This window comes from Bacillus pacificus, assembly GCF_020861345.1.
In the GTDB taxonomy this organism is placed as follows: Bacteria; Bacillota; Bacilli; order Bacillales; family Bacillaceae_G; genus Bacillus_A; species Bacillus_A pacificus.
Window position 1 is genome coordinate 3,796,396 of sequence record NZ_CP086328.1, and the last position, 25,349, is coordinate 3,821,744.

Here is a 25,349-nt window from a genome sequence, read left to right on the forward strand (position 1 = left end):
CACTCACTTACTTTTTCGGTTCTGCTTTTTGGCCAAACTCTTTTTCCCATTTTTCTAAAATTTTGTCACGATTTTCTGCTGCCCACTTAAAGTCGTTCTTTTTGTATAACTTTTCCGTCACATCTTTAGGGAATCCGTCTGGAAGTTTATAATCATTTTTAATTGTCGCAAATCCATTTTTCTCGAAGTATAACTTCATTACATCATCAGTAATTGCCCAATCTAAAAATGCTTGCGCTAATTTTTCATTTTTTGCATTATCTTTTTTAATAAGTGCGTTCGCTTCTACTTCCCAACCTAATCCTTCTTTTGGCAATACAACTTCAACTGGTGCACCTTTTTGTTTCTCTTTCAAAGCACTATAAACCATCGATACACCAACTGGATATTCACCCGCACCCGCTAATTTCGCTGGTTTTGAACCTGAATGAGTATAAGTTGCCATATTATCATGAAGTTTCTTCATGTAATCCCAGCCTTTATCTTCACCCATAATTTGTAACCATGCAGAAACTGTTAAAAATCCTGTTCCAGAAGATGCTGGATGTGGCATAACAAGCGTTCCTTTATACTCTGGTTTCGTTAAGTCTTCGTATGATTCTGGCATCGGTAAATTTTTCTTCTTTAATTCTTCTTTATTTATAGCAATCCCCGTCATAAATGCAGTATTTCCTACCCATTTTTCTGGTTGTTTATCATCTTTAAATTGCGGTAAAACGCGATCCGCTCCTTTTGGAGAGTATCCTTTTAACATATCTTTTTTATCTAAAGCTAATAGACTTGAAGCTGCAGTTCCCCATACAACATCTGCTTGTGTATTTTTTCCTTCAGCTAGCAATTTCGCTGTAATAACTCCAGTTGAATCACGAACAATATTCAGCTTCACATCTGGATATTTCTTTTTAAAAGAATCAAGATAAATTGGTACAAGTTCTTCTTCAATTGCTGTGTAAACAGTTAATGATCCAGATAATTTATCATCTTTTACTTTTGCCCCAGCACTTTCTTCTTTCTTTGCACCACACCCCATTAATAACGAAAATACCATTCCAGTTGCTACAGCTTTAAAGATTGTTTTTTTCACTGTCTCTCTCTCCTTTTACAAATCTTATGTACAACTCAAATATAAACAACTAGTGTAAAAGCAGTATTAAACCAACATTAATCTTTTGTTTGTTGTTTGTTTTTGTGTAATACGTTGCTACTTCTATGTTTTTTCGCATTTTTCTGCTAATAATGAACACTAAATTTACAAATAATTAAAAAAACCTTTATAATCCCACAAAAAAGTGAGGCGTTTGTAAAAAACGCCTCACTTTTGTTTACCTTTTTTTGAATTACGATTTGCATACTTCGCGCTATTTTCTCCTTCATACTCTAATGCAAATTCTGCATCTGGTAAGCTTTCTTTCGGAGTTTTATTATTGTTGATTGCCGCATTTTGTTTCACTTTTCTTTTTACCAATACATTCACCTGCTCTCAAAAATTCACTTTCTACTCTAGTTTGAAGCAAGCTAAAATAATTATTACTGGCAAGTGTTAACAAGTACATAAGAACTGCTAGATGGAAATACTACATATGAAGAAATCATAATAAAAAGGAGCTCTTATTTTGAAGAAGAAAGATAAAATCCAGTCACCCATTTTAGATGAAACGCTCCCGCATCAAATGAATTTCCCATCTTTTAAAGGAACAGGAAAGAAGATGCAACAACCTTTCATAAATCAATATGACGTCGTAATCGGGGATAGTAAATATGATTCCGAGAACAGTCCACTTCACAATTGGAGTGATGATGTAGACCCTGCCATTATGGCTGGAGAAGAATGGATCCATCCTACAAATGATATTGGGTGGATTTCAGAAGAAAATCAAGAGTTACTAAAAAAAGAAGGAGATAATAAGAAGGATACTTTTATGCATCCGCAATTTGGCATTAACGACTAAAAAACCATTCTACCTAACATAGGTAGAATGGTTTCATACTATCCAATAATAATTCTCTCTTTCGGGTATTTATAGCGAGGTGGCTGTTCTCTTCCACCACTAGCTAGTATAAATGTTAAAATACCTACACGCCCGATAAACATAAGTACAATGAGTACAAGTTTACCAACAGTTGTTAAATCTGGCGTAATACCTGTCGATAGTCCTGTCGTCCCGAAAGCAGAACAGACTTCAACAATTAAACTCATAAGCGGTACATTTTCCGTAATAGATAAAATAAATAGTGCTGTGGCACATAATAAAATCCCCATTGTCATAACGACAGATGCTTTCAGCACGTCCTCTTCATGTAGCTGACGTTTGAAGACTCTAACCGTTCTCCCGCCTCTTGCAAAAGTGTATAGTGACAATATACTAACAGCAAATGTTGTTGTACGTATCCCGCCCCCAACCGAACTTGGAGATGCTCCTATAAACATTAATATACTCATAAATAAAAGCGTCGGTTGTGACAATTCAAGTATATCCATTGTAGCAAGTCCCCCACTTCGCGTCGTCACAGATTGGAATAGTGTATAGAAAACTGTTTCATGCCATGACTTTCCTGCTAAAAAATGATTTCGTTCTAGTAAAAAAATCATAATCGTTCCAACGACCACGAGCGCAAAAAATGTTGTTGTCGTCAATTTTGTAAATAACGAAAAACGAAATAGTTGCTGTCTCCTTTTACTAAGGAATTGTTTCACTTCCATTAATACAGGGAAGCCGATTGCTCCTAAAATAATAAGTAACATATGAATCATTTGAACAATGTAATCTTTTTTATACGGAATTAGCGATTGTCCTGTTAAATCAAATCCGCCGTTCGTAGTTGCACTAACAGCTGCAAAAAAACCGTGAAAATAAGCTTCTTGCCAAGTTGGAAAGTAAAGTAAGAATCTTGTACCTAATAATATTGCTCCAATAAGCTCTATTGAAATAATTACAATTAAAATAGAACGCATCAATTCTACAAGACCTGATAAATTCCCTTGGTTATGGTCTGCCATAATCAGTCTTCTTCTCTGCAAACCAATCTTTTTTCCTGTTATAATCCAAACGAATGTACCTAGCGCCATAATTCCTAAGCCGCCCAATTGTAAAATAAGGGCTAAAATAATAATTCCTGCCGTAGTAAATGTATCTGAAATCGTAACAACAGACAGTCCCGTAACACTTACCGCACTAACAGATGTAAAGAGGGCATCGATAAATGTCCATTTCACATCAGCCTTTGTAACAAACGGTAAACTAAGTAATATTACCGATACAACTACTGCTAATAAATAAAACAAAACAATGAGTTGTACAGGACGCAATTTTTGTAAAAACTTTTTTATATCTCTCATTCCATCACTTCGCTACCTTTTTTCTATCGATTAAATAAAGAAAAATCTTCACTTTCTTTATTTGTAAATAACTGCTCAAATATTTTAGCAAATACCATTCCATACACAGTTCCATTACCTCCATATGGCAATGCATAAAATAAATTATGTATCTTATTATCTTCTTTTAAAATAGGGAGACCATCATGACTACCGCCAAATGCTGCCGCCCAATAATACTCCGCCTGTATATCTTTATACTGCGGGAACATCTCTTTTATAATGTTAATAAGGACATCACGCTTATGCAATAATTTCGTATCACCGATTGTTTGAATTTTCATTGCTTCATCCAATCCACCTACAATAATACGCTTTTCATACGTCCTAAAATATAAGTAAGGCCTTGCTGTTTCCCAAATTAATGATTGCTCATACCAGCCTTCAAATGAATCTACCTTATTTGTCACAACTGCATATGATGTTTCCACTGTTGTATTTTTTTCTTTCTTTCCGAAAAGTGCTTCATAACCCGTCGCCATAATAATATTCTTTGCTACAATTTGATTTCCTGTTTTCGTATAACAAATTAAATCATTTTGACGTTTTTTTATATGTATGGCCTCTGTATGTTCATATATAGTAGCACCCATTTGATTTGCTTTATGCAAAAGGCTATGCGCTAATAAATACGGATTTACCTCAGCATCACCATGTGTATATAATGCCGCTTGTCTTGTAAAAGGATACCGTTCCTTAATATCAGATGCTGTAAAATACTCAACTGGAAACTCATAATTCTGTAACGTTTTGTATTCTTCTTGTAAAAATGAGACATCTTCACTTTTACTTGCATAATATAAACTACTTCGCGGAATAAACTGGGGATCAATATCGAGAGTCGGTACAACTTTCTCCATTGTTCGTAACGCTTCGTAACAAAGCTTATATGCTCGCACCCCTTTTTCTTCGCCAAATGTATGGATAAGTGAGGTTAACGATTTATCATGAAGAAATTGTAATAACCCTGTATTAGCAGCTGTGCTACCACATGAAATCATATTTTTTTCAATAAGTGTAACGCGCATTCCCATTTTCGCTAACGAATACGCTATTTGAGCACCTGCTTCGCCACTTCCAACTACAAGCACATCACATATCATATCATTTTCTAACGATGGATAACAAGGCATAGAAGCTCCTGTATCCCAAAACAACTTACCAATCATAAGCTTCATAATTATACTCCTAAAATATAAATTTCTCCTTCCTATGTTTTGTTATTTTACATAAAAAAATCCAACTAACATATGCTAGTTGGATCTTTTTATTTTTACTTAGAGCGCTCGTCAAGCCAATCTCCAATCGTCGGATACGTTTGTTTTACCGCTGTTCCACCGTAAACAATCGACATATGTCCCGTTGGTAAACATACATATTGTTTATCTGTGCTAGAAATATGATCTAGCAACGCTTCTACTTGGCATGGCAGGGCGATATGATCACGTTTCCCTGAAATATTTAAGACATTCGCCTTAATATTTGCAAGGTCTACCTTTTGTCCGCGAATAACGAGTTCACCCTTAACCAATTTATTGTTTTGATAAAAATCACGAATCCACTGTCTGTATGATTCACCTGGGAACGGAATGCCATCGCCAACCCACTTTTGAACTAACCTCCAGCTTTCAACGAAGCGCTCATTCTCTGAACGATCTACTAAAGCAACATATGGACCAACAAAGTTCGTAATTGGTTTTAACATTTTGTTTCCGAAATCAATCATTTCTGGCGGAATATTTCCAAATGTATCAACCGCTTTATCTAGATTGAAGTATTTCTCATCTAATAAAGGACCATATAATCCTGTTTCAGAGAAATCAAAAGGACTTGTCATAAAGATTAGGTTACGAATTGGCATATGTGGATGAAGTGCCGCATAAATAGAAGTTAGCGTTCCCCCCATGCAATAACCAAGTAAAGAAATCTCGTCCGATTTTGCAGTTCGCATTACTTTTTTCACTGCTTTTGCAATATAATCAAACACAAAATCATCAAATTTCAAATGACTATCTTCTAAACCAAATGTGCCCCAATCAAGCATATACACATCAAAACCACGGTCCACTAGATATTCCACTAAACTATTTCCAGGAGTTAAATCCATAATATATGGTTTATTAATAAGAGCATATATTAATAGAATTGGAACTCTTTGTGTTTTTTCTTGTTTTGGAATGTAGCGATAAAGCTTCGTCTTATTCTTCGTCCAAATAACCTCTTTCGGCGTTAATCCTACTTGTGGCTCTGGTTCACGTAATAAAATTTCACTCGCCCTTTTCACTCGGCGATATGCTTTTCGGTACTCTTCTGGGTATAGCTCTAATTGCTTTTCCCATTCTGTTGCGAATGTAGTCATTTTTCTATCTCCTTTTTGGTCAATTTCCTTCTAAAAAAAGAAGTGCATTCCTGCTATGGATATGCACTTTTTTCTTACTTCATTACATATATAATCCGCCGTTAATGTTTAATTGCTGACCTGTGATATAAGCACCGTCACGGCATAGGTATACTACACCTTTTGCAATTTCATCAGCTTGACCAAAACGTTTTTTCGGGATTTTCGCAACGATTTTTTGGCGTACTTCTTCTGGTACTTCTGCTACCATTTCAGTATCAATAAATCCTGGGCAAATAGCGTTTACAGTTACATTTGTTTTTGCAAGCTCTAATGCTAATGATTTTGTAAATCCTAGCATACCTGCTTTTGCTGCTGAGTAGTTTGTTTGTCCAAATCCACCCGCTTGACCAATAATAGAAGAAATGCTAATAATTCTACCTTCTTCCGCTTCCGTTATGTATGGAAGTACCGCGCTTGTCGTATTAAACACACTGCTTAAGTTCACGTCAATTACGCGTTCCCAATCTTCACGATTTAACTTTTTGAATGTACGATCTCTTGTAATACCAGCATTATTAACAAGAATATCAACTTTACCAAAATGATTCACTGCTTCTTCTACAAGTCGGTTTGCGTCTTCTACTTTAGAAACATCTGCTTGAACTGCATAAACGTCATGTCCTTCTTTTCCTAGTTCATTTACTAAGTTTTCAGCTGCTTCTTTACTGCTGTTATAGTTAATAACAACTTTTGCGCCCTCTTGTGCTAACGCTACTGTGATCGCTTTTCCAATCCCTTTTGCCCCACCTGTTACGATTGCTACTTTTCCATTTAATTGAACCATTTCTTTTCCCCCTTAAATGAATTTGTGAACGACTATTATGAATCATTTTGGTACTCATACTATGGAGTCCCTATATAATTATGTTTCGCTGTTTATACATAGAAAAGAGATTCTCCCTTTCTCTTTCATATGTTATAAACAAGCGCTATTATCACTTTTTATTTTCTGGCTTATTCGTAGGTTTTACTTCTTCTTTTACAGGTTCTTGTAGTTTTGCTAGTACTGCATTTTGCTTTTCTAGCAATTCTAAAATTTGATCAACTTTCGTTTCTAATGTGCGAATATCTTGTTTTACTTTCGTAACATCGCGCTTTAATGTAGGAGCTTGTCCTACTGACTCTACCTTATCTTCTAGAAACTCCTCAATGTTATCCACTTTATTTTCTAAGTTAATAACAAGCGTAGCCACTCTAGCGATATCCTCTTTCGTAGGCACATTCACCTGCTCTAAATAATTTTTTGTCGTATCATTTAATGCTTTTTGATAAAACAAATTCAAATCTAGAACGCTGCCCATCCAAGCAGAATATTCTTCTGTTTTAATTGTTTCATTGAGCGCTTTTCCCCAAAATGTTTCGGTTTGTTCATAAGCATTTTTCCATGCTTGTAGTGGATCGAATTTTTGATCAATCACTTTACCTACACTCCCTTTTTCGTTTTTGAAACAATTCAACCTATTCATTATTTTCTAATATTCTGAATAAAACTTCAAGTCTATATTTTATTTTTTTCTATTTTCTAACAAATGTATTGACTTTAAAAACAGATAGGTGTAAATTGCACTTATAAGCAAAAAATTCCATCTAACTGATTCATGAGGTGATGCACAATCATGCTACATAATGAACCAGAACAACGCGAAAGTTTGGAGAACAACCAAGCAAAACAACCAAACTCCATGCCAAAAAACTTCTTAGTTCCCTTCTTACTTCTATGTCTAAAAGACTGGAGTCTTCATGGTTACAAACTTATTCAAATGCTAATGGATATCGGCTTTTCTTCTGTTGACCAAGGTAATGTCTATAGAACACTACGCAAATTAGAAAAAGAAAACCTCATTTCTTCTACTTGGGATACAAGCGAAGGAGGGCCAGCAAAAAGAATTTATTCTTTAACTGAATATGGAGAGAAATATTTAGCAACATGTGCAACTTCTTTTGAGCATTACCAAAATATGCTGCGAACGTTTTTCACGTTATATACGAACGCATTCTTTCCATTTGCCACTTCTCCAGAAAAGGATGAAAAGGATTCTTCATCTTCACCTGGTGGTACAGCAGAGTAATCTGCGTTCACAATATGCAAAAAAACATTTGGGGGTCAAACAATGGAAACTAAACCATACGAATTGGTCGATGCATTTTGGAAAAACTGGTCTCAATCTCTTTCCCTTTTCTCTTCAGCTGGGAAACAATTAGAGCAACTTACTTTAGAAACATTAAAACAACAACAAGACGCTTTGCATAAATTAACATCAGGAGTAGATGAACTGGAAAAAGAACTGCAACAATTCACTACTCAATTCAATAATCAATATACAGATTACGTGAAGCAATTAACAGGAAACTCCTTAAATGATCAAATTAATGAGTGGCAAGACAAGTGGAAAGAACTTTCTGCTCATATGCAACAGCTAACTGTTTCTCCTACAAAAACATCTTTGTCTATCCTTACTCAAACAAGCGGTCAATTTGAAGAAACAACGAAGCAATTTATTGAACAACAACAATTACAACGTGAAGAGGCTCAAAAACAGTTAGAAGGTTTTTTGGAAGATTTCAAGACAAAACAGTTGGAACTCGCAAAAAAGTTCGAGGAAAACTCAAAAAATCTATTTACTTCCATCAAGTAAGAAAAATGTGGGAGCTAACTGCAGCACAAACAAAACTCTTTCTTCCTCCTACTACATCAAGATGGCTAGCATTTTTCGATATGGAAAAGAAGGAGGACAAAATGAATCCATTTCAAGAAGCACAAACCGTCCCGGAGCTTCGTTATGATGAGATTCAAGTCGGTGATCAAGCATCACTTACAAAAACGATTACGGATGAGGACGTTATCAATTTTGCAAAATTGACTGGAGATGTGAATCCTATTCATATTTTAGATTCTTTTGCAAAAACGACAATGTTTAAAGAACGTATTGCTCATGGTATGCTCGTTTCAAGTTTTATTTCTACCATCCTTGGAACGAAACTCCCGGGTAAAAATACGATTTATTTATCTCAAAACGTTTCATTCCGCGCTCCTGTCAAAATCGGCGATACACTTCGCGTTGTGGCAGAGGTCATCAAAAAACGTGACGATAAAAAAATCATTACGTTACAAACAAATATATATAATCAATCGGATGATATTGTCGTGGAAGGTACAGCGACAATACTAAAAAAAGAGTAGCAAAAATTGCTACTCTTTTTTCTATCCAATAACTTCTAATCACACCGATTACTTCCGCGTATGAGCACGCCGGTTCCACATAAAATAACGGTACCAGTTCAGATACATACTTAGCTGAACTGGATTACTCATAAGGATGTGTATCATCATGGCAAAAACAAACAAATTACTAGTTCCAGGTGCTGAACAAGCACTTGATCAATTTAAATATGAAATTGCACAAGAATTCGGCGTAAGCTTAGGGTCTAATACTGCATCACGTTCTAACGGATCAGTTGGCGGTGAAGTAACAAAACGTCTTGTTTCTTTAGCTCAACAACAATTACGTGGATAACAATATAACATATGGCTTAGAGGCAGATATTCTCTGCCTCTTTCTATTTTTAACATACATAATGGTGCTTTTTCACATACTAGTAAAAGCAAACTGAAAGGAACGATATGTAACATGAAACGGATTAACATTCACATGAGTCCTCCCCGTGTTCTTACTTTGTCTTTTATTATGTTATCAATTATCGGTACATGCTTATTAAAATTGCCAATTGCTACAACGACGTCTATTTCATGGCTCGATGCTTTATTTACAACCGTTTCTGCTTGTACGGTTACAGGGCTTGGTGTTGTGGACACTGGGAAAGTATTTACCTTATTTGGCCAATGTGTCATTTTAACACTTATACAAGTGGGCGGACTTGGCATTATGAGCTTTGCTGTTTTAATTGCGATTATGCTTGGCAGAAAAATTGGCCTTCAAAACCGAATTTTACTACAACAAGCATTAAATCAAACGAATATAGGCGGTGTCATTCGTCTTGCCAAAGCATTATTTTTATTCTCTTTTACAGTCGAATGTATCGCTGCTTTCATTCTTTCTTTTGAATGGGTACCGAAATATGGGATTGCTAAAGGGATCTATTATAGCTTTTTTCATTCCATCTCTGCTTTTAACAATGCAGGTTTTTCTGTTTGGAGCGATAATTTAATGTCCCACTCTCACAGCATTCTTGTCAATCTCGTCATTTCCTCCCTCATTATTTTAGGTGGGATTGGTTTTACAGTAATCGTAGATATAAAAAGAAAGAAAAATTTTAAAAACCTTACATTACACTCAAAACTTATGCTCTCTTCTACTCTAATCATCAATATTATTGCGACTGTTTTTATTTTTATATTCGAGTTTCACAATTCTCTTTCTATGAGAGGCTTTACCCCATTTGAAGAAGGCATGGCTGCTTATTTCCAAGCTATTTCAACGCGTACTGCCGGGTTTAATACAGTTGATATTTCCGCATTATCAAAGCCTTCCCTTTTATTAATGATGCTTCTAATGTTTATCGGAGCCGGTAGTGCTTCAACTGGCGGTGGGATTAAATTAACAACCTTTTTAATCATGTTTTTTGGGGTATTTAAATTTTTACAAGAACAAGACGATATTGTCGTGTTTAAAAAATCCATTAAAGATACTCTCATTGTCAAATCATTGACCATCGCTATTATTTCTATTTCATTTATTTTTTTTGCTATTTTAATTTTAAGCATTACTGAGCGAGTTCCTCTATTGATGAGTGCTTTCGAAGTATTTTCAGCATTTGGGACTGTCGGTCTCAGTATGAATTTCACACCACACTTAACGATGATTGGAAAAGCTATTATTATCTTTATGATGTTTTTTGGGAAGATGGGGCCTTTAACATTAGCTTTTTCATTTGCACGTAAAAAGAACCGGAAAATAAAATATCCGAATGAAGACATTTTAACAGGTTGACAACCGTATAAATTATCCATATAATGAGAGTACAATAGCATATCTCCAAAGGGGAGTAGCGTCCAAGAATATTTCTTGGAAACAAAGTCGTCATTACGTAGAACTTAGTTCTTCCGGCTTTGTTGGCATTTTCATTACATATGTCTAGCAAGACCTTTGCCTATTAACGGCAGAGGTCTTTTTTGCATCCATTTCCAAATTCTTCTAAAGTTAATAGGCAGGAGTATGGGGAAACTAAATAGTGGGGAATTCTTCACTTATTTAGTACTTATAGAAATGAGAGGAGAATGTACATGGATGTATCATTATTATTGGAGTATGGTTGGGTATTACTCATCCTAATTGCACTAGAGGGGATTTTAGCGGCTGACAACGCTCTTGTTCTTGCAATTATGGTAAAACATTTACCAGAAGAAAAAAGAAAGAAAGCACTATTTTATGGATTAGCAGGGGCATTTGTTTTCCGTTTCGGATCGTTATTTATGATTTCGTTCCTAGTGGACGTATGGCAAGTGCAAGCAATCGGTGCCATTTACCTTATGTTTATCGCTGGTAATCACTTATTTAAAACGTATGTTAAAAAGAATACAGATGAAGAAACAGAAGAAAAAGAAGCAAAGAAAAAACAAGAGAACTTTTGGTGGACTGTATTTAAAGTTGAAGTTGCAGATATCGCCTTCGCAGTTGATTCTATTTTAGCTGCTGTTGCATTAGCAATGACTTTACCAAAAACAGGATTAGGTACAATTGGTAGTCTTGATACTGGGCAATTCGTTGTTATCTTTGTAGGTGGACTTATCGGATTAATCATTATGCGATTTGCAGCAACTGCTTTCGTACAAATTTTAAAACGTAAACCAGGACTTGAAACTGCGGCATTCTTAATTGTAGGTTGGGTTGGTGTGAAACTAGCAGTTTATACGTTAGCACATCCTGCATTAAATGTAATTCCGCATTCATTCCCAGAATCTACACCATGGAAGCTTACATTCTGGATTGTATTAGTTGGAATCGCAGCTGGTGGTTGGTTCTTCTCAAAAGAAGTAGAAACAAAAGTAGAAAAGAATTTAGACGAAAAAGCGCTGTAATTACAGCGCTTTTTCTTTTTACCCTTCCCCCACTCAATGTCCAGAAAAAATTCTATTATACTATTTTTTGTAAACGTTTTCTTAATATATGTATGTCCTTTTTGTGAAACATTGCACAAACTTATTGAAACTAAGACAGAATCGATGTACTTTATTCATATAAGGAGTATTTATCCCGCTTTAATGGGCAGTAAGACCCCCACCTCAAAATTCAGCGAAAACAAAGAAGTTAGGTGGGGATCAACTGCCCATAAAAGCCCGATTGGTGAGGGCTGATAATCAGTGGGAGATGAAGAAAACCCCCACTGATTAAAGTTTCACTTTATAGATGATGTACTAAAGGAGCGTATTACTCATGCTAGAACAAGGATTAGATTATGTTGTCAAACTGGCTAAGAGCAAAAAACAAATGTTAGATACAAACCCGATGCAATATTTCATTCGTGCCGCACTTGCGGGTATTTATATCGGTTTTATTATTGTACTATGTTTTAAATTAGGTAACTTTTTTCACATTGCAGATTCACCAGCAACTTATTTAGCTGCTTCTATGTTTTTCGGAATTGCCCTCGTACTTATTATATATGGTGGTGCTGAATTGTTTACTGGAAACACAATGTACTTCACTGTAGCAACATTAAGAAAAGAAACAACAATATCTGATACACTTCGTAACTGGGTTACTTGTTATGCAGGCAATTTAGCTGGCGCTTTATTCTTTGCCTTACTATTTTATGCCACTGGAATTTTCGAAACAATTGATCACGGTCATTTCATGAATAAAGTCGTTGAGGGAAAAATGAATACACCTACAATGCAACTATTCTTTAAAGCAATTTTATGTAACTGGCTTGTATGTCTTGCTTGTTTCTTACCTTCTCAAGTTAAAGGTGATCCAGCAAAAATTATGATGATGATGATGCTCGTTTTCACATTCTTCTTATCTGGTTACGAGCATAGCATCGCAAACTTATCGCTGTTTGCTTTATCTTTAGTTTCACCGCATCCGGAGACAATTTCTTTTGCAGGTGCTATTCATAACTTAATTCCAGTTACAATTGGTAACATTATTGGCGGGTCTATATTTGTCGGTATGGTATACCATTACTTAACAAAGAAAGTACCTGACGTGAAACAAGAAGAAACTGAATTAGGAGCAGCTCAACAAGAAGAAATCATTCCGTTGCAAGCACATATGAAACATTAAAAACTCCAAAGTTTTACTTTGGAGTTTTTAGCTCCCCACATATTTAACAACAAGATTAGGGTTAATCTCTCCCTCTTCCTTTCCCTTATTCATTCTCTGTTTCATCTTATGCATACCGATAACATCATTCGTATGAAAGTGTATTTCATTTACATATAGACCCTCTTTACAAAAAGTCTCTACAAAATCTAATCCACTTTTTTCTCCCCATCCCATATTGAAATCAAGGGAAAGAACATTCACCTCATAATCTCGTACCATTTGCAAAGCACATTCTACTGTAGTTGCGAGCACGTAACCGTACGGACAACTTCTTTGATCATCCATATATACATTCATTTTCTATCCCCTCTCTATTTTGCATACGTGACCAACATGTAACATATTGCCCCAAGACTAATAAAAGGACCAAACGGTATTTGAGTCCTCATTTTCATACGTTTTAATACGAGACCAGCTCCAAAGAAACAAAGACTAAAACAAGATGCTAAAAATAAAACGATAAAAATCCCTTTCAGTCCCACTATAAATCCAAGTAACGAAAGTAATTTTATATCCCCTCCCCCAAGCCCTTCTGGATATATCTTTTGCATGCAGTATAACAAAATGAATATAACGCAACTACCAACTATACTATCTATCCAAGTAACTAACGGTATAAAAACACATTCTAAAATGAGTAAACAAGCAAACCAAGCTAAAATACGATTTGGAATTAACATATATATGTAATCTGTAACTGAAATAATAAGAAGTAACGAAAAAAGTGATAAAACGATAATAAGCTCTCGTTCCACCCCAATCATATATACAGTTAGAAGACATATCATTCCAGTTATAAGTTCAAATACTACGTACAAAATTGAAATTTTCCTCTTACAATTCGTACAACGCCCTCTTTGCATACAAAAAGAAATGATTGGAATCAATTCTTTTGGCTTTAGCACATACTTACAATAATGACAATATGAACGCGGGGTTATGATAGACTCCCCTAGCGGAACTCTCATCGCAATTACCATAAAAAAAGAACCAAACACCATCCCCGCTAACAATGCATATACATAAGTGAACATCCCTTCCTCTCCTTTCCAGAAGAACATAGCAAAAAAAGGAGAGAACTTCTACTTCATATTATCTCTATTCTATTAAAAAAGCAGGCCATTTTCTGGCCTGCTTTCCCCTATTTTATACGATGAAATATACTGCTTTTAATGGTCCATGTACTCCGACAACAAGATTCATTTCTATATCTGCCGAGTTACTAGGTCCTGTAATAAAGTTAATACAAGATGCCACTGTCTCGCCATTTTCTACACGCTTGTTCATATCCTCAACTGCTTGTGTAATACGAGGTACAAGTGTTTCACGTGGAATAATAGCAAAGTATACAGTCGGTAAAAAGTGTAAAGAACGACCTTGGCCTTTATGACTTTGTACAACGATCGTACCAGATTCAGCTAAAGTATAATCACTAAATACAATTCCAATATTCGCTCTTTCCGCGATACGCATATTCTCTTCTTTTTTCTCAGAATCCCATACGTTCACTTCAACATTTTGCTTTGGAAGTTCTTCTTTAAATAAAGAAGTCAATCCATAAGAATCAAAACGTTCATCTGCCGATAACATAATAGGTCCCCCGCCGTTTTCAACGATTACTTTTTGAATATCTTCACGTAAACGGTCGTTTGTCGTTTCCACAACAGTTGTATGAATGTTTGTACATTGATTTTTAAATACTTCTAACAATTCTTCTTGTGAATAATTTTTTAACGTTTCTTTATTCACATTATTTTTCCATACTGGACGTTTTACACCATCCGTTTTACGCGCGCGTCCAAGTTCTTTTGCAATATTCTCTAGAAAGGACTCACGGTTTTGAATTAATCCTGTCATTATTTGTCCCCGCCTTTCTTATGATCTTTATACCAATCACGGAATCGTTCTTTACTTGGAGCCGGGAATTCACGAATATCTGTCCAGTTTTTAAGTGGCCCAACACCTTTTGATACACGGTTACCAGATGTAAATGGACTCATTGCTGCTGGCGCCATCTTTGATCCCATTTTATATAAAGCTGCTGAAGATGCACCCATACTAAACATTTTCATTGCTAATTTTTCTGCAAGTGGAGCACGCCCTTCTTGCTCAACGATAACTTGACGATGTTTTAATAATAAATCATGCAATGGAATTTTTACTGGACAAGCTTCTGTACACGCTCCGCATAAACTAGAAGCATAAGGAAGCTCTTTGTAATCATCATATCCACCTAAAAGTGGTGTTAATACCGCCCCAATTGGTCCTGAGTATATAGAGCCATATGAATGTCCACCAACATGTCGATATACAGGGCATACGTTCACACAAGCAGCACAACGAATACATTGCAACACTTGACGGAATTCAGATCCAAGAATTTGAGAACGACCATTATCAACCACAACTAAGTGGAATTCTTCTGGGCCATCTACTTCCTCTTCTTGAATTGGTCCCGCTACCGTTACATAACTTGTTAACTTTTGACCTACTGCACTACGACATAGTAAACCAACTAAAACATCTAATTCTTCCATTGTCGGAACCATACGTTCCATACCCATAACCGCAATTTGTGTTTTTGGAATCGACATAACAAGGTCAGCATTACCTTCATTTGTTACTAAACAAAGAGAGCCAGTATTTGCAACAGCGAAGTTACAACCTGTCACACCAATTTCTGCATCCATAAATTTTTCACGAAGTTGTTTACGAACAAACTTTGTCATTTCGTATGGATCATCAGAATTTTCATAGCCAAGCTTTTCTTTAAATACATCACGAATTTGCGTTCTATTTTTATGAAGAGCAGGCGCAATAATATGTGAAGGTGGATCGTTATCTACTTGCAAAATATACTCTCCTAAATCACTTTCTAACACTTCACAACCGATTTCTTCAAGCGCATGGTTCATACTAATTTCTTCTGTTACCATTGACTTTGATTTTACTACCTTTTTTGCCTGCTTCTTTTTTGCAACGTCTTGAATATACTTTGCTGCTTCCTCTTTCGTTTTCGCAAAGTACACATGTCCGCCTCTTTTTGATACATTTTCACTTAACTGCATTAAGTAATAATCAAGATTTTCTAACGTATGTTGACGAATTTCTTCACCAAGTTCACGCCATTCTTCCCAGTTTCCTAATTCATCTGCTGCTTTTAAACGATTCGTATATAAGCGTGTTTGTGCAGAAGATACTGCTCCGCGCATAAACGAATCTTGAATTCCATCGCCAACGCGATCATTAAATTTTTTCTCACTGATTTTCATAGACATAGCTTATGTTCCCCCTTCATGAGCGACTATTCAGTACCTCAGCAATATGCATGACTTTTATTTCTTTTCCTAAACGCTCAATACGTCCGCCAATGTTTAACAAACACCCACAATCTGCACCGATTAAATAATCAGCGCCTGTTTCCATTGCACTATCTACCTTTTCATCTACCATTTGCTCAGAAATTGGAGTCATCTTCACTGAAAACGTTCCCCCAAACCCGCAACAATTTTGCACATTTGGTAACTCTCTCACTGTTAACCCTTTTACATTAGATAATAAAATTCCTGGTGCCTCTGTTACTCCAAGCATACGTGTCATATGACATGATTTATGAATAGTAGCAATCCCTGGTAAACTTGCACCAACATCAGTAACCTTTAAAACGTCTACAATAAATTGTGTAAATTCATATGTTTTATCAGCAACTTTTTGTGCACGTTTAGCCCACTTCGGATCATCTTTAAAAACATGCGGATACTCATGAAACATTGTCGCACAAGAACCAGATGGCGTAACGATATATTCTGCATCTTCAAAAGTTTCAATCATATGTTTCATCGCTTCTTTTGCCGCTTCTACATGGCCGCTATTATAAGCTGGCTGGCCGCAACAAACTTGTGCTTCTGGAAATTCAATTTCACAACCTAAACGCTCCAACACCTCAACTGTTGCTTTGCCGACATTTGTTTCAAACATATCGACTAAACAAGTAACAAATAAAGTAACTTTCATAATTATTACTCCCCCTTTTTACAACTCCACCAACAAACATATGGTCATCAGATGACTAAGGAGAGAAGAAATAGGCTCAACCATGGCCTATCCTCTCCCTCTTCTAAAGAAAACGCTTACTTAATCTCTCTCTATTTTATCAGAAAATTAGATTTTTAAAAGATTAAATTAAGAATTTATATCGTTTCTACCTGTGACAATATGTTCTACATTTGTTAAATGATCTAGCATTGCTTGCTGCGCTAATTCTACATCTTGCTTTAACACTGCATCATATATAACTTGATGCTCTTCTATAAGTCGTTCTGATGTTGTTTGTTCACCATATAAAATAATGCGTCTTGATTCACCAATCGTTTCAGCAATCATCTCTGAAACATGATTCATAAGTTCAAGCAAAATGTTGTTATGCGAAGACTCTGCAATTCCCATATGGAACTGAAAATCTGCTTTTTCACCAGCTTTTTCATCTCCAACGCTCTTTGCCATTTCATCTAACCAATGCTTCATATTTTGCAAATTATCTTCCGTACGTTTTGCCGCAGCTGCTCGAACTGCCCCCACTTCAAGCACCTTTCGTACTTCTAATAAATTCAAAATATCTTCTTTCTTCATCAATAATCTATTGTTTAATGATTTTGTTAATGAAGAAGAATCGAAGTTCTTCACATATGTACCTTCTCCTTGTTTCATCTCAATTAAGCCCATTGCTCTTAGTGCACTTAGCGCTTCACGAACAGCAGATCTACCAACTTGAAACTGCTCAGCTAATTGATGTACAGGAAGTAGTTTGTCACCAGGTTTTAACGTACCATTTTTAATCATTGTTAAAATAGCTTCAGATACTTCTTCGTAAATCTTTTTCGGTTTAATAGATTTGTACTCCAGTTAAATCACCTCAGTATCTTCCAAACAACAATTGAAACGATTTATAAGAACTTTGCATCATAACTATTTTAGAACGAATTAGTAAGAAGTACAAATGTTTTGTTCATAAAATCGTCAAAATTCCGATATTTATTACATATTAATTTATATCTTACGTATAATTATTGTCTTCCATATAAAGAGCATGCCCTAAAAATTAGAACATGCTCTCCTCATCCTGTACTTTCAATTTAATACTAACCGTCGTACCGTTCCCTTTTTCACTTTCAATCCGCCACTGTCCGTCATGTATATGAACAATTTGTCTTACAATTGCCAGGCCTAAACCTGTTCCACCATGTTGACGACTTCTCGCTTTATCAACTCGGTAAAAACGCTCGCCAAGGTTTTCCAAATGCTCTGTATCAATACCGATCCCCGTATCTTTTATGTTCAATTCACAATAATCATCTATCTGTCTGAGCGTTACCATAATATCCCCGTTTTGATTCGTATACCGTATCGCATTATCTAACACGTTATGAAGCACTTGTTGCATACGATCCTCATCAATCATTACAATGATTTCTGGATTTAAATTTGTTGAAATACGAATTTTCTTTTCTATAAACTTAATCTCATACGTATCTAACACATCTTCAATTAGTTGTGAAAAAACGATAGGTTGTTTCTTTAACGGAAAATGTTCCCCTTCTAATTGTGCCAAATCTAATAAATCATGAACGAGACGCTGCATACGATCTGCTTCTTTATGAATAAGCTGTGTTACTTTTTCCTGCTGTGGTCCCTTCGCTACACCATCTAAAATAGCCTCGCTATATCCTTTTATATAACTAAGCGGTGTTCTTAGTTCATGCGAAACGTTAGCTAAAAACTCCTTACGCTTTACGTCTTCTGTCTCCAAAGAATTTGCCATTTTATTAAATGCTTTTCCTAATCGCCCAATTTCATCTTCAGAAGAAATTGTAATTCGTTCTGAGAAATCCCCCGTAGCCAAATGATTGGCAACTCGTTCCATTTGCGAAAGTGGTTTCGTAATAGCAATAATAATTTTTCTACCAATCCATATTGTCAGTAAAGTTATAGCAAGTGCTAACGGTGCTAAAATAAGACCCATATCATATATTAAGTCTTTTATACTTTTTAAAGGAATATAAGAATATACAATACCAACTAATTTTTTATTTTCTAAAACAGGGATGACAACCCCCATAATATTACGGTCAAAATGTTCCTCGTATCCTATCTTTGTCACAGTTTTTCCATCTAATAATGCTTGCCTGTCCCCTTCACTTATAAGAGAATGATGGTGCACATCAAATGGTAAACATGCGCTTAAATCACGTGGGTTCGATACGAAAAGAACGTCTGAACTAGATATTTGATCAAATGCTCTTACTTTCTCTTCAAAAATTGATATTCCTTCGCGCTTATCATATTGCGCAGAAAGACGCTTCCCTTCCATTACTAATGAATCTTTTAAATTATCAACGTATAGTTTTTCATACGAGTATAAAGATACGAAATAAAGAAAAGAAACTGTTACAAATACTGCACATACTACTGTCAGCCAAAGCTTCTGTACCATCGTAAACATACGTTACACCTCAAATTTATAGCCTACACCCCAAACAGTTTGAATGTAGTTTCCACTTTCTCCAAGCTTCAAACGCATCGTTTTCACGTGCGTATCTACGGTTCTTGTACTTCCGGCATAATCATATCCCCATACCTTTTCTAGCAATTGTTCTCGGCTAAATACTTGTCCCGTATGTTGGCAAAGAAAATAGAGTAAATCAAACTCTTTTACTGTAAGAGAAATTGGCTCACCATCCACCTCAATTTTCCTACTTTTTTCATTAATAAGGATCGGTCCAAACTGAAATTCCTCTTGTTGCTCTTGCTTTGTATAACGCCTTAATACAGCTTCCATACGAGCAATTAATTCACCAGGACTAAATGGCTTTACAATATAATCATCTGCTCCCATACGTAAGCCGTTCACCCTATTCCACTCTTCACCTTTTGCTGTTAAAAATATTATTGGTACATCTGACGTTTTTCTAATTTCTTTACAAACTGAAAGTCCATCCATCTCTGGCATCATAATATCTAATACAACGAAATCATAATGGTCCGTTTCTAATTTTTTTAGAGCCTCTTTTCCATTTTCAGCTTCTCCCCACTCGTATCCGAAATTATCTAAGTACATTCCAACAAGTTGCCTCATATCACTTTCATCATCTACAACTAGCACCCTATATTTACTCATTGTCCTTCCCTTCTCTCTCTATGAGTTGAAACGGTCCTTTTCCGACTTTAATTGTTTGTTTTATTTTCAAATTCTTCATATCCATGACGCACACTTCATCACTATCATAGCTTGCTACGTATCCTTCTGCTCCGCTCTTCAAAAATGCAAATGGGTTCGATCCTACTTCTACAGAAGCCACCTCTTTATACGTGCTAACATCAAACTTTCTAAGCGTATTCGAACCGTGACTTAATGCATATACATACTTATTATCCTTCGTAATATTCACAGGCATAAACGGAGCGTGTAAAGAACGTACCATTTCTCCGCTCTGCAAAGAATACACTAATACTTTCTCATTTACCTGATTTCCATCACCATGTCCGCCAATCCATATTTCTTTCCCATCTGGACTAATTGTCGCTCCCGTTGACGCTGGTGGAATCATAAAGGATTGCATCACTTCTTTTTTCTTTGTATCAATTGTCGTTAGCTTCGTATCATAAAAGTTTAATACAGATAACTGGTTATGGTACTCTACCATCGTTATTGGTCCTTTTCCTGTCGAAACATTCCCTGTCTCTTTTCCATTAATCGTAAAGAACCTTACCTTTTGGGCATTTTGATCGGCAGCAAATAATTGCTTTTTATCTTCTGATACGACTACATTTACAATGCCTTTTCCTGTTTTATATTTTCCCACTTGCCTTCCTTCTGCTAGTGAATATACATACATGTACTCTAACTGCTTACCATATACAAGTATGTCCTCACCATTTGGAAGTAGTGCAATCCCTGCCATTGGTTCGTTAAGTTCCCATGTCGTAATTAACTTTTTAGTATGTTTATCGACAAAACTAATACTACCTTCTTTTATATTCGTTGTTATAATAACACTTTTATCTTTAGCAATCGATGTATAGGAACTTCCTTGACACCCTACTAATAGAAATAAAAAACAGAGAAGAAAAACATACTTTCTCAAAAGATCCCCTCCATCTTCGGATGATTTCGTTATAATTGTAAAATAACAAATAAATGTGTGGAAAGTGTGAAATTTCCCTTTCCTACTTCATTTACATATATAATGTACAACAAATAGAATTTGAGGTGTGCCAATTATGCTTTTTCCTGATTTAGCGAATAAAATTGTACGAGAAGTACGCAGGCTAATTAAAGAAAATATTATTATCATTAATATACAAGGCGTTATTATCGCAAGTACAGATATAGAAAGAATCGGCCAATTTCATGAGGGCGCACTCCGCTGCGCAAAACAAAAGAAAACTGTCATTATTACAAAAGAGGATGAACGACGTTTGCAAGGCGTAAAGGCAGGTATGAATCTCCCTTTACTATTCCATGACGAAGTAATTGGTGTCATTGGAATTACAGGCGAACCTGAAAATATTTCACAATACGGAGAAATATTACGTAAAATGACCGAACTACTCATCCATGAAAACTACTTTTTAGAACAACTAGAACTTGAACACCGTTCTTATGAGGCATTTGTCTTTGATTGGCTTCAAAATACAGACTGGTCTCCAAGCTTTCTCGATCGTGCCAAAACACTTGGTATTGATTTATATAAGAAAAAACAACTTATTTTGTTCTCTATCGATCGAAATGACACGATGCTTCAGCGTAAGGTTTGGCAACATGTACGCAATCTATTAACAAAGGAGCATTTATTTATTCGCTGGGGAAATGATCGATTCATTTTATTTACAGCCACAAACTCCAAAGAGCAAACATATCAATTTTTAAAACGATTAAAACAAGACTGTGAAACTTTGTTTTCTGTTCCTTTATATATCGGGATTGGACAATCCGTTACGCCAAGCAATATGAACTTATCATACGAACAAGCATTACAAGCTCTTTCCGTATCACTCGAAACGAAAAACATTGTATTTAATGAGGATTTACGTTTAGAAATGTGCTTACAAGATATTTCTGCTGAAACGCGGGAACAGTTTCTAAAGCGCACCATCGAAAACTTACTATCATCGCCTGAACTTATGCACACTTTACGTTTATTTATTGATTATAACCAATCCTATAAACAAACAGCGGAGCAATTACATATCCACATTAACACATTGCATTACAGACTAAAAAAAATTGAGGAGTATACAGGACTTGATCCGAAACAATTCAAAGACTTAAACATTTTATACTTCTCGCTCCTCTTATTAGATAATCATACAAAAAAGAATGATAAAATAGATTAATCTTTAGATGATTATACATAGAAAGAATCCTCCAACTTTTTTATCATTATAACGAAAGCACTGTGACAACGTTTTTTATGATGACTAATTACGTTAACAGTTTGAGGGGGATTTCCAATGTTAGAAAAACAAATTATTGATTCATTCGTATCCATTGTTGGCGAAGATAATGTGGATACATCCAATATGGGGCGTTTAACGTATAGTTATGATGCCACTCCAAACTTCCAAGCAATGCCTGATGCAGTCATTGCTCCTCGTAATACAAATGAAGTAGCTGAAGTGTTAAAAGTATGTAACACTCATCATATTCCTGTATATGTTCGTGGTTCTGGAACAAACCTTTGTGCAGGGACATGTCCACTTGAAGGCGGTATCGTCCTTATCTTCCGCCATATGAATAACATTTTAGAAATTGATGAAGAAAATTTAACAATTACTGTACAAGCTGGTGTCATTACCCTTGATATTATTAAAGCGGTGGAAGAAAAAGGTTTATTTTATCCACCAGATCCAAGCTCAATGAAAATTTCTACAATTGGCGGTAACATTAATGAAAACTCGGGTGGATTACGTGGATTAAAATATGGCGTAACACGTGATTATGTGATGGGTCTTGAACTTGTCTTACCAAATGGTGATGTGATTCGTACTGGTGGTAAATTGGCAAAAGATGTAGCTGGTTACGATTTAACTCGTTTATTTATCGGTTCTGAAGGAACACTTGGCGTCGTGACTGAAGCGATATTAAAACTTGTTCCTATGCCTGAAACGAAGAAAACGATGCTAGCACTATATGAAGATATTAACGAAGCTGCACGTGCTGTTTCTTCTATTATTGCAAATAAAATCATTCCAGCGACACTTGAATTTTTAGATCAGCCGACCATTGAAGTAGTAGAAGAGTTCGCACAAATCGGTTTACCAACTGATGTAAAAGCAATTTTATTAATTGAACAAGACGGCCCGCCTGAAGTTGTGAATCGAGATATTGAAAAAATGGCTAACGTTTGTCGTTCTATGAATGCAGTTGATGTTCGCGTTGCAAAAGATGAAGCGGAAGCCGATGCGCTTCGTACAGCTCGCCGTAGTGCACTGTCAGCACTGGCAAGATTAAAGCCTACTACAATATTAGAAGATGCAACGGTACCACGATCACAGATTGCTCCAATGGTTGAGGCCATTAATGCCATTGCTAAAAAATATAATATTCCTATTTGTACGTTTGGACATGCTGGCGATGGTAACCTACACCCAACTTGTATGACAGATGCTCGTAACGAAGAAGAAATGCACCGAGCTGAACAAGCTTTTGCTGAAATATTTGCGAAAGCAATCGAACTTGGTGGCACGATCACTGGTGAACATGGTGTTGGTGCAATGAAAGCTCCGTATTTAGAAATGAAATTAGGTAAAGAAGGTATTGCTGCTATGCAAGGAATTAAACACGCCTTCGATCCAAATAACATTATGAATCCAGGAAAGATGTTCGCGAAGGACACTCGCAAAAGAGTGGTGGTTGAGCGATGACAACATTAAATAAAGAAAACATTCAAAAAGAATTTAAAGAACGATTAAGTGAAGATGAACTACTAAACTGTATGCGATGTGGTTTCTGCTTACCAACTTGCCCTACTTACATCCAATCTGGATATAAAGAATCACATTCACCAAGAGGACGTATCGCATTAATGAAAGCGGTCGTTGATGGTTTAATTGAGCCAGATGAAGATGTTGAAAACACATTAAATGTTTGCCTCGGCTGCCGTGCTTGTGAACCTGTTTGTCCATCTGGTGTGAATTATGGCCATTTATTAGAAGAAGCCCGTGATATTATAAATCAAAATAAAAAATTCTCAGTGCCAGTGAAAGCCATTCGTAAAGTCGTTTTTGAAGGACTATTCCCGCATCAAAATCGAATGAGAACATTAACCGGACTAATTGGTTTTTATCAGCGTTCTGGTTTACAAACGCTAACACATAAAACAGGGATTATGAAGTTATTCCCTGAAACACTTGCAACAATGGATCTCGTTTTGCCTAAGGTCCCTAAAATGAAAGCAATGAAAGATCGTCCTGAATTTTTACATGCTGAAAGTACGAAGAAGAAACAAGTTGCATTCTTCACAGGTTGTTTAATGGATACAATGTTTTTAGAAACAAATAACGCAACGATGAAACTGCTTCAGTTAGCTGGTTGTGATATCGTTATTCCGAAAACACAAAGTTGCTGTGGGGCATTACATGGGCATGCTGGTGAGAAAAATGGAGCAAAAGAATTAGCAAAACGCAATATAAAAGCATTCGAAGATTTAAACATCGACTATATTATTACGAATGCTGGTGGTTGCGGAGCTTACCTCGTAGACTACGATTACCTGTTAAAAGATGATCCACAGTGGGCTGAACGTGCAAAGCAGTTCGTTTCTAAAATTAAAGATATTACTGCTATTCTAGTAGAACTAGATTTCCATAAACGTAATGACTTACGAGTCACGCCGCAAGTTATTACGTATCAAGACTCTTGTCACTTACGCAATGTTATGCGAACATCTTCAGAACCTCGTATGTTACTAGAAGCAATTCAAGGCGCAATATACCGTGAAATGAAAGATGCGGATCGCTGCTGTGGTTCTGCTGGTATTTATAACATTGTTCATTCAGAACTATCTATGGAATTTCTAGATTACAAAATGGACCGTGTGCATGAAACAGAAGCAGCAACCATTGTTACTGCAAATCCAGGTTGTTTATTACAAATGAAATTAGGCATTGAACGAGAAGGTCTTTCTCATAAAATGAGAGGAATTCACATTGTTGATTTATTATTAGAAGCAATTGAAACCAACTCGTAATAACTCGTAACATACGTAATAATAGGAAAACGGCTATC

Annotated in this window: 27 protein-coding genes and 1 riboswitch; of the genes, 11 read left to right on the forward strand and 16 right to left on the reverse strand. The window is 35.9% G+C overall.

Features of this window, described 5'->3' with window-relative positions:
- Positions 1-7: 7 nt before the first annotated feature.
- Together LMD38_RS19740 and LMD38_RS19745 are read right to left on the reverse strand one after the other, a co-directional pair.
- Positions 8-1,084 carry a putative 2-aminoethylphosphonate ABC transporter substrate-binding protein gene (locus tag LMD38_RS19740; protein ID WP_000750887.1) on the reverse strand — a complete coding sequence of 359 codons (1,077 nt, stop codon included), beginning with the start codon at positions 1,082-1,084 and terminating at the stop codon, positions 8-10.
- A gap of 228 nt (positions 1,085-1,312) precedes the next feature.
- A complete protein-coding gene (locus tag LMD38_RS19745) occupies positions 1,313-1,465 on the reverse strand; it encodes a hypothetical protein (protein ID WP_000240799.1) in 153 nt (50 codons plus the stop codon).
- A 148-nt stretch (positions 1,466-1,613) separates the two neighbouring features.
- Here LMD38_RS19745 and LMD38_RS19750 point away from each other — a divergent pair, with 148 nt between their 5' ends.
- Entirely contained in the window at positions 1,614-1,949 is a 336-nt protein-coding gene (locus LMD38_RS19750) for a DUF3905 domain-containing protein (RefSeq protein WP_000725962.1), read from the forward strand.
- A 38-nt stretch (positions 1,950-1,987) separates the two neighbouring features.
- On the opposite strand, the gene LMD38_RS19755 is transcribed toward LMD38_RS19750, so the two are convergent.
- The 5 genes from LMD38_RS19755 to phaR form a co-directional block, all read right to left on the reverse strand.
- Positions 1,988-3,337, reverse strand: a complete 1,350-nt coding sequence (locus LMD38_RS19755) for a TrkH family potassium uptake protein (RefSeq protein WP_001204696.1) — start codon at positions 3,335-3,337, stop codon at positions 1,988-1,990.
- Between the two features lie 23 nt (positions 3,338-3,360).
- Complete coding sequence (locus tag LMD38_RS19760) at positions 3,361-4,554, reverse strand: NAD(P)/FAD-dependent oxidoreductase (RefSeq protein WP_227585278.1); 1,194 nt, start codon at positions 4,552-4,554, stop codon at positions 3,361-3,363.
- A gap of 95 nt (positions 4,555-4,649) precedes the next feature.
- On the reverse strand, positions 4,650-5,735 hold the full coding sequence (phaC, locus tag LMD38_RS19765; RefSeq protein WP_000206335.1) for a class III poly(R)-hydroxyalkanoic acid synthase subunit PhaC: 1,086 nt from the start codon (positions 5,733-5,735) through the stop codon (positions 4,650-4,652).
- 82 nt (positions 5,736-5,817) lie between these two features.
- A complete protein-coding gene (locus LMD38_RS19770; RefSeq protein ID WP_000250412.1) occupies positions 5,818-6,561 on the reverse strand; it encodes an acetoacetyl-CoA reductase in 744 nt (247 codons plus the stop codon).
- Positions 6,562-6,712: 151 nt separating this feature from the next.
- On the reverse strand, positions 6,713-7,195 hold the full coding sequence (phaR, locus tag LMD38_RS19775) for a polyhydroxyalkanoic acid synthase subunit PhaR (RefSeq protein ID WP_000566940.1): 483 nt from the start codon (positions 7,193-7,195) through the stop codon (positions 6,713-6,715).
- A gap of 198 nt (positions 7,196-7,393) precedes the next feature.
- Between phaR and phaQ the strand changes: the two genes are divergently transcribed.
- The 7 genes from phaQ (at position 7,394) to LMD38_RS19810 (ending at position 13,021) form a co-directional block, all read left to right on the forward strand.
- Positions 7,394-7,846 (forward strand): poly-beta-hydroxybutyrate-responsive repressor, encoded by a 453-nt coding sequence (gene phaQ / locus LMD38_RS19780; protein ID WP_000903021.1) that lies wholly within the window; start codon positions 7,394-7,396, stop codon positions 7,844-7,846.
- Between the two features lie 42 nt (positions 7,847-7,888).
- On the forward strand, positions 7,889-8,413 hold the full coding sequence (phaP, locus tag LMD38_RS19785) for a polyhydroxyalkanoic acid inclusion protein PhaP (protein WP_000448589.1): 525 nt from the start codon (positions 7,889-7,891) through the stop codon (positions 8,411-8,413).
- 101 nt (positions 8,414-8,514) lie between these two features.
- Positions 8,515-8,958 carry a MaoC family dehydratase gene (locus LMD38_RS19790; protein WP_001067916.1) on the forward strand — a complete coding sequence of 148 codons (444 nt, stop codon included), beginning with the start codon at positions 8,515-8,517 and terminating at the stop codon, positions 8,956-8,958.
- A gap of 148 nt (positions 8,959-9,106) precedes the next feature.
- Positions 9,107-9,292 carry an alpha/beta-type small acid-soluble spore protein gene (locus LMD38_RS19795; RefSeq protein ID WP_001140707.1) on the forward strand — a complete coding sequence of 62 codons (186 nt, stop codon included), beginning with the start codon at positions 9,107-9,109 and terminating at the stop codon, positions 9,290-9,292.
- A 114-nt stretch (positions 9,293-9,406) separates the two neighbouring features.
- Positions 9,407-10,726, forward strand: a complete 1,320-nt coding sequence (locus LMD38_RS19800; protein WP_000822320.1) for a TrkH family potassium uptake protein — start codon at positions 9,407-9,409, stop codon at positions 10,724-10,726.
- Positions 10,727-10,764: 38 nt separating this feature from the next.
- Positions 10,765-10,930, forward strand: a riboswitch (yybP-ykoY riboswitch).
- Between the two features lie 89 nt (positions 10,931-11,019).
- On the forward strand, positions 11,020-11,814 hold the full coding sequence (locus tag LMD38_RS19805) for a TerC family protein (protein WP_000383322.1): 795 nt from the start codon (positions 11,020-11,022) through the stop codon (positions 11,812-11,814).
- 355 nt (positions 11,815-12,169) lie between these two features.
- On the forward strand, positions 12,170-13,021 hold the full coding sequence (locus LMD38_RS19810) for a formate/nitrite transporter family protein (RefSeq protein WP_016716941.1): 852 nt from the start codon (positions 12,170-12,172) through the stop codon (positions 13,019-13,021).
- 27 nt (positions 13,022-13,048) lie between these two features.
- Here the strand turns inward: LMD38_RS19810 and LMD38_RS19815 are convergent, their stop codons facing one another.
- The 9 genes from LMD38_RS19815 to LMD38_RS19855 form a co-directional block, all read right to left on the reverse strand.
- Positions 13,049-13,360: a cyclic-phosphate processing receiver domain-containing protein gene (locus tag LMD38_RS19815; protein ID WP_016716940.1), complete on the reverse strand. Its 312-nt coding sequence runs from the start codon at positions 13,358-13,360 to the stop codon at positions 13,049-13,051.
- A 14-nt stretch (positions 13,361-13,374) separates the two neighbouring features.
- Complete coding sequence (locus tag LMD38_RS19820; protein WP_020465262.1) at positions 13,375-14,097, reverse strand: prepilin peptidase; 723 nt, start codon at positions 14,095-14,097, stop codon at positions 13,375-13,377.
- Positions 14,098-14,209: 112 nt separating this feature from the next.
- Entirely contained in the window at positions 14,210-14,920 is a 711-nt protein-coding gene (locus LMD38_RS19825) for a LutC/YkgG family protein (protein ID WP_016716938.1), read from the reverse strand.
- Entirely contained in the window at positions 14,920-16,341 is a 1,422-nt protein-coding gene (locus LMD38_RS19830) for a LutB/LldF family L-lactate oxidation iron-sulfur protein (RefSeq protein ID WP_000061914.1), read from the reverse strand. The genes LMD38_RS19825 and LMD38_RS19830 overlap by 1 nt, the downstream gene beginning before the upstream one ends.
- A gap of 16 nt (positions 16,342-16,357) precedes the next feature.
- Positions 16,358-17,077 (reverse strand): (Fe-S)-binding protein, encoded by a 720-nt coding sequence (locus LMD38_RS19835; RefSeq protein ID WP_000869149.1) that lies wholly within the window; start codon positions 17,075-17,077, stop codon positions 16,358-16,360.
- 168 nt (positions 17,078-17,245) lie between these two features.
- The gene (locus LMD38_RS19840; protein ID WP_000594446.1) at positions 17,246-17,902 is read right to left on the reverse strand and encodes a FadR/GntR family transcriptional regulator; all 657 of its coding nucleotides are present in this window, start codon (positions 17,900-17,902) and stop codon (positions 17,246-17,248) included.
- A 259-nt stretch (positions 17,903-18,161) separates the two neighbouring features.
- Positions 18,162-19,562 (reverse strand): sensor histidine kinase, encoded by a 1,401-nt coding sequence (locus tag LMD38_RS19845; protein ID WP_000494834.1) that lies wholly within the window; start codon positions 19,560-19,562, stop codon positions 18,162-18,164.
- A gap of 3 nt (positions 19,563-19,565) precedes the next feature.
- Positions 19,566-20,237: a response regulator transcription factor gene (locus tag LMD38_RS19850; RefSeq protein ID WP_062821867.1), complete on the reverse strand. Its 672-nt coding sequence runs from the start codon at positions 20,235-20,237 to the stop codon at positions 19,566-19,568.
- Positions 20,230-21,204: a YncE family protein gene (locus tag LMD38_RS19855; protein ID WP_062821868.1), complete on the reverse strand. Its 975-nt coding sequence runs from the start codon at positions 21,202-21,204 to the stop codon at positions 20,230-20,232. The genes LMD38_RS19850 and LMD38_RS19855 overlap by 8 nt, the downstream gene beginning before the upstream one ends.
- Positions 21,205-21,340: 136 nt before the next feature.
- Between LMD38_RS19855 and LMD38_RS19860 the strand changes: the two genes are divergently transcribed.
- The 3 genes from LMD38_RS19860 (at position 21,341) to LMD38_RS19870 (ending at position 25,311) form a co-directional block, all read left to right on the forward strand.
- Positions 21,341-22,456: a CdaR family transcriptional regulator gene (locus LMD38_RS19860; protein WP_016716935.1), complete on the forward strand. Its 1,116-nt coding sequence runs from the start codon at positions 21,341-21,343 to the stop codon at positions 22,454-22,456.
- A 117-nt stretch (positions 22,457-22,573) separates the two neighbouring features.
- Complete coding sequence (gene glcD / locus LMD38_RS19865; protein WP_062821869.1) at positions 22,574-23,986, forward strand: glycolate oxidase subunit GlcD; 1,413 nt, start codon at positions 22,574-22,576, stop codon at positions 23,984-23,986.
- A complete protein-coding gene (locus LMD38_RS19870; RefSeq protein WP_016716933.1) occupies positions 23,983-25,311 on the forward strand; it encodes a (Fe-S)-binding protein in 1,329 nt (442 codons plus the stop codon). The genes glcD and LMD38_RS19870 overlap by 4 nt, the downstream gene beginning before the upstream one ends.
- Positions 25,312-25,349: the final 38 nt, after the last annotated feature.

What these genes read in the sequence shown, in the direction of transcription:
- LMD38_RS19760 (WP_227585278.1), bottom strand. Translation starts at nt 4,554, where the DNA reads ATGAAGCTTATGATTGGTAAGTTGTTTTGGGATACAGGAGCTTCTATG.
- glcD (WP_062821869.1), top strand. Translation starts at nt 22,574, where the DNA reads ATGTTAGAAAAACAAATTATTGATTCATTCGTATCCATTGTTGGCGAA.
- LMD38_RS19810 (WP_016716941.1), top strand. Translation starts at nt 12,170, where the DNA reads ATGCTAGAACAAGGATTAGATTATGTTGTCAAACTGGCTAAGAGCAAA.
- LMD38_RS19770 (WP_000250412.1), bottom strand. Translation starts at nt 6,561, where the DNA reads ATGGTTCAATTAAATGGAAAAGTAGCAATCGTAACAGGTGGGGCAAAA.
- LMD38_RS19820 (WP_020465262.1), bottom strand. Translation starts at nt 14,097, where the DNA reads ATGTTCACTTATGTATATGCATTGTTAGCGGGGATGGTGTTTGGTTCT.
- LMD38_RS19835 (WP_000869149.1), bottom strand. Translation starts at nt 17,077, where the DNA reads ATGAAAGTTACTTTATTTGTTACTTGTTTAGTCGATATGTTTGAAACA.
- LMD38_RS19800 (WP_000822320.1), top strand. Translation starts at nt 9,407, where the DNA reads ATGAAACGGATTAACATTCACATGAGTCCTCCCCGTGTTCTTACTTTG.
- phaP (WP_000448589.1), top strand. Translation starts at nt 7,889, where the DNA reads ATGGAAACTAAACCATACGAATTGGTCGATGCATTTTGGAAAAACTGG.
- LMD38_RS19755 (WP_001204696.1), bottom strand. Translation starts at nt 3,337, where the DNA reads ATGAGAGATATAAAAAAGTTTTTACAAAAATTGCGTCCTGTACAACTC.
- LMD38_RS19845 (WP_000494834.1), bottom strand. Translation starts at nt 19,562, where the DNA reads ATGTTTACGATGGTACAGAAGCTTTGGCTGACAGTAGTATGTGCAGTA.
- LMD38_RS19815 (WP_016716940.1), bottom strand. Translation starts at nt 13,360, where the DNA reads ATGAATGTATATATGGATGATCAAAGAAGTTGTCCGTACGGTTACGTG.
- LMD38_RS19825 (WP_016716938.1), bottom strand. Translation starts at nt 14,920, where the DNA reads ATGACAGGATTAATTCAAAACCGTGAGTCCTTTCTAGAGAATATTGCA.
- phaC (WP_000206335.1), bottom strand. Translation starts at nt 5,735, where the DNA reads ATGACTACATTCGCAACAGAATGGGAAAAGCAATTAGAGCTATACCCA.
- LMD38_RS19840 (WP_000594446.1), bottom strand. Translation starts at nt 17,902, where the DNA reads ATGATTAAAAATGGTACGTTAAAACCTGGTGACAAACTACTTCCTGTA.
- LMD38_RS19795 (WP_001140707.1), top strand. Translation starts at nt 9,107, where the DNA reads ATGGCAAAAACAAACAAATTACTAGTTCCAGGTGCTGAACAAGCACTT.
- phaQ (WP_000903021.1), top strand. Translation starts at nt 7,394, where the DNA reads ATGCTACATAATGAACCAGAACAACGCGAAAGTTTGGAGAACAACCAA.
- LMD38_RS19870 (WP_016716933.1), top strand. Translation starts at nt 23,983, where the DNA reads ATGACAACATTAAATAAAGAAAACATTCAAAAAGAATTTAAAGAACGA.
- LMD38_RS19860 (WP_016716935.1), top strand. Translation starts at nt 21,341, where the DNA reads ATGCTTTTTCCTGATTTAGCGAATAAAATTGTACGAGAAGTACGCAGG.
- LMD38_RS19850 (WP_062821867.1), bottom strand. Translation starts at nt 20,237, where the DNA reads ATGAGTAAATATAGGGTGCTAGTTGTAGATGATGAAAGTGATATGAGG.
- LMD38_RS19830 (WP_000061914.1), bottom strand. Translation starts at nt 16,341, where the DNA reads ATGTCTATGAAAATCAGTGAGAAAAAATTTAATGATCGCGTTGGCGAT.
- LMD38_RS19805 (WP_000383322.1), top strand. Translation starts at nt 11,020, where the DNA reads ATGGATGTATCATTATTATTGGAGTATGGTTGGGTATTACTCATCCTA.
- LMD38_RS19790 (WP_001067916.1), top strand. Translation starts at nt 8,515, where the DNA reads ATGAATCCATTTCAAGAAGCACAAACCGTCCCGGAGCTTCGTTATGAT.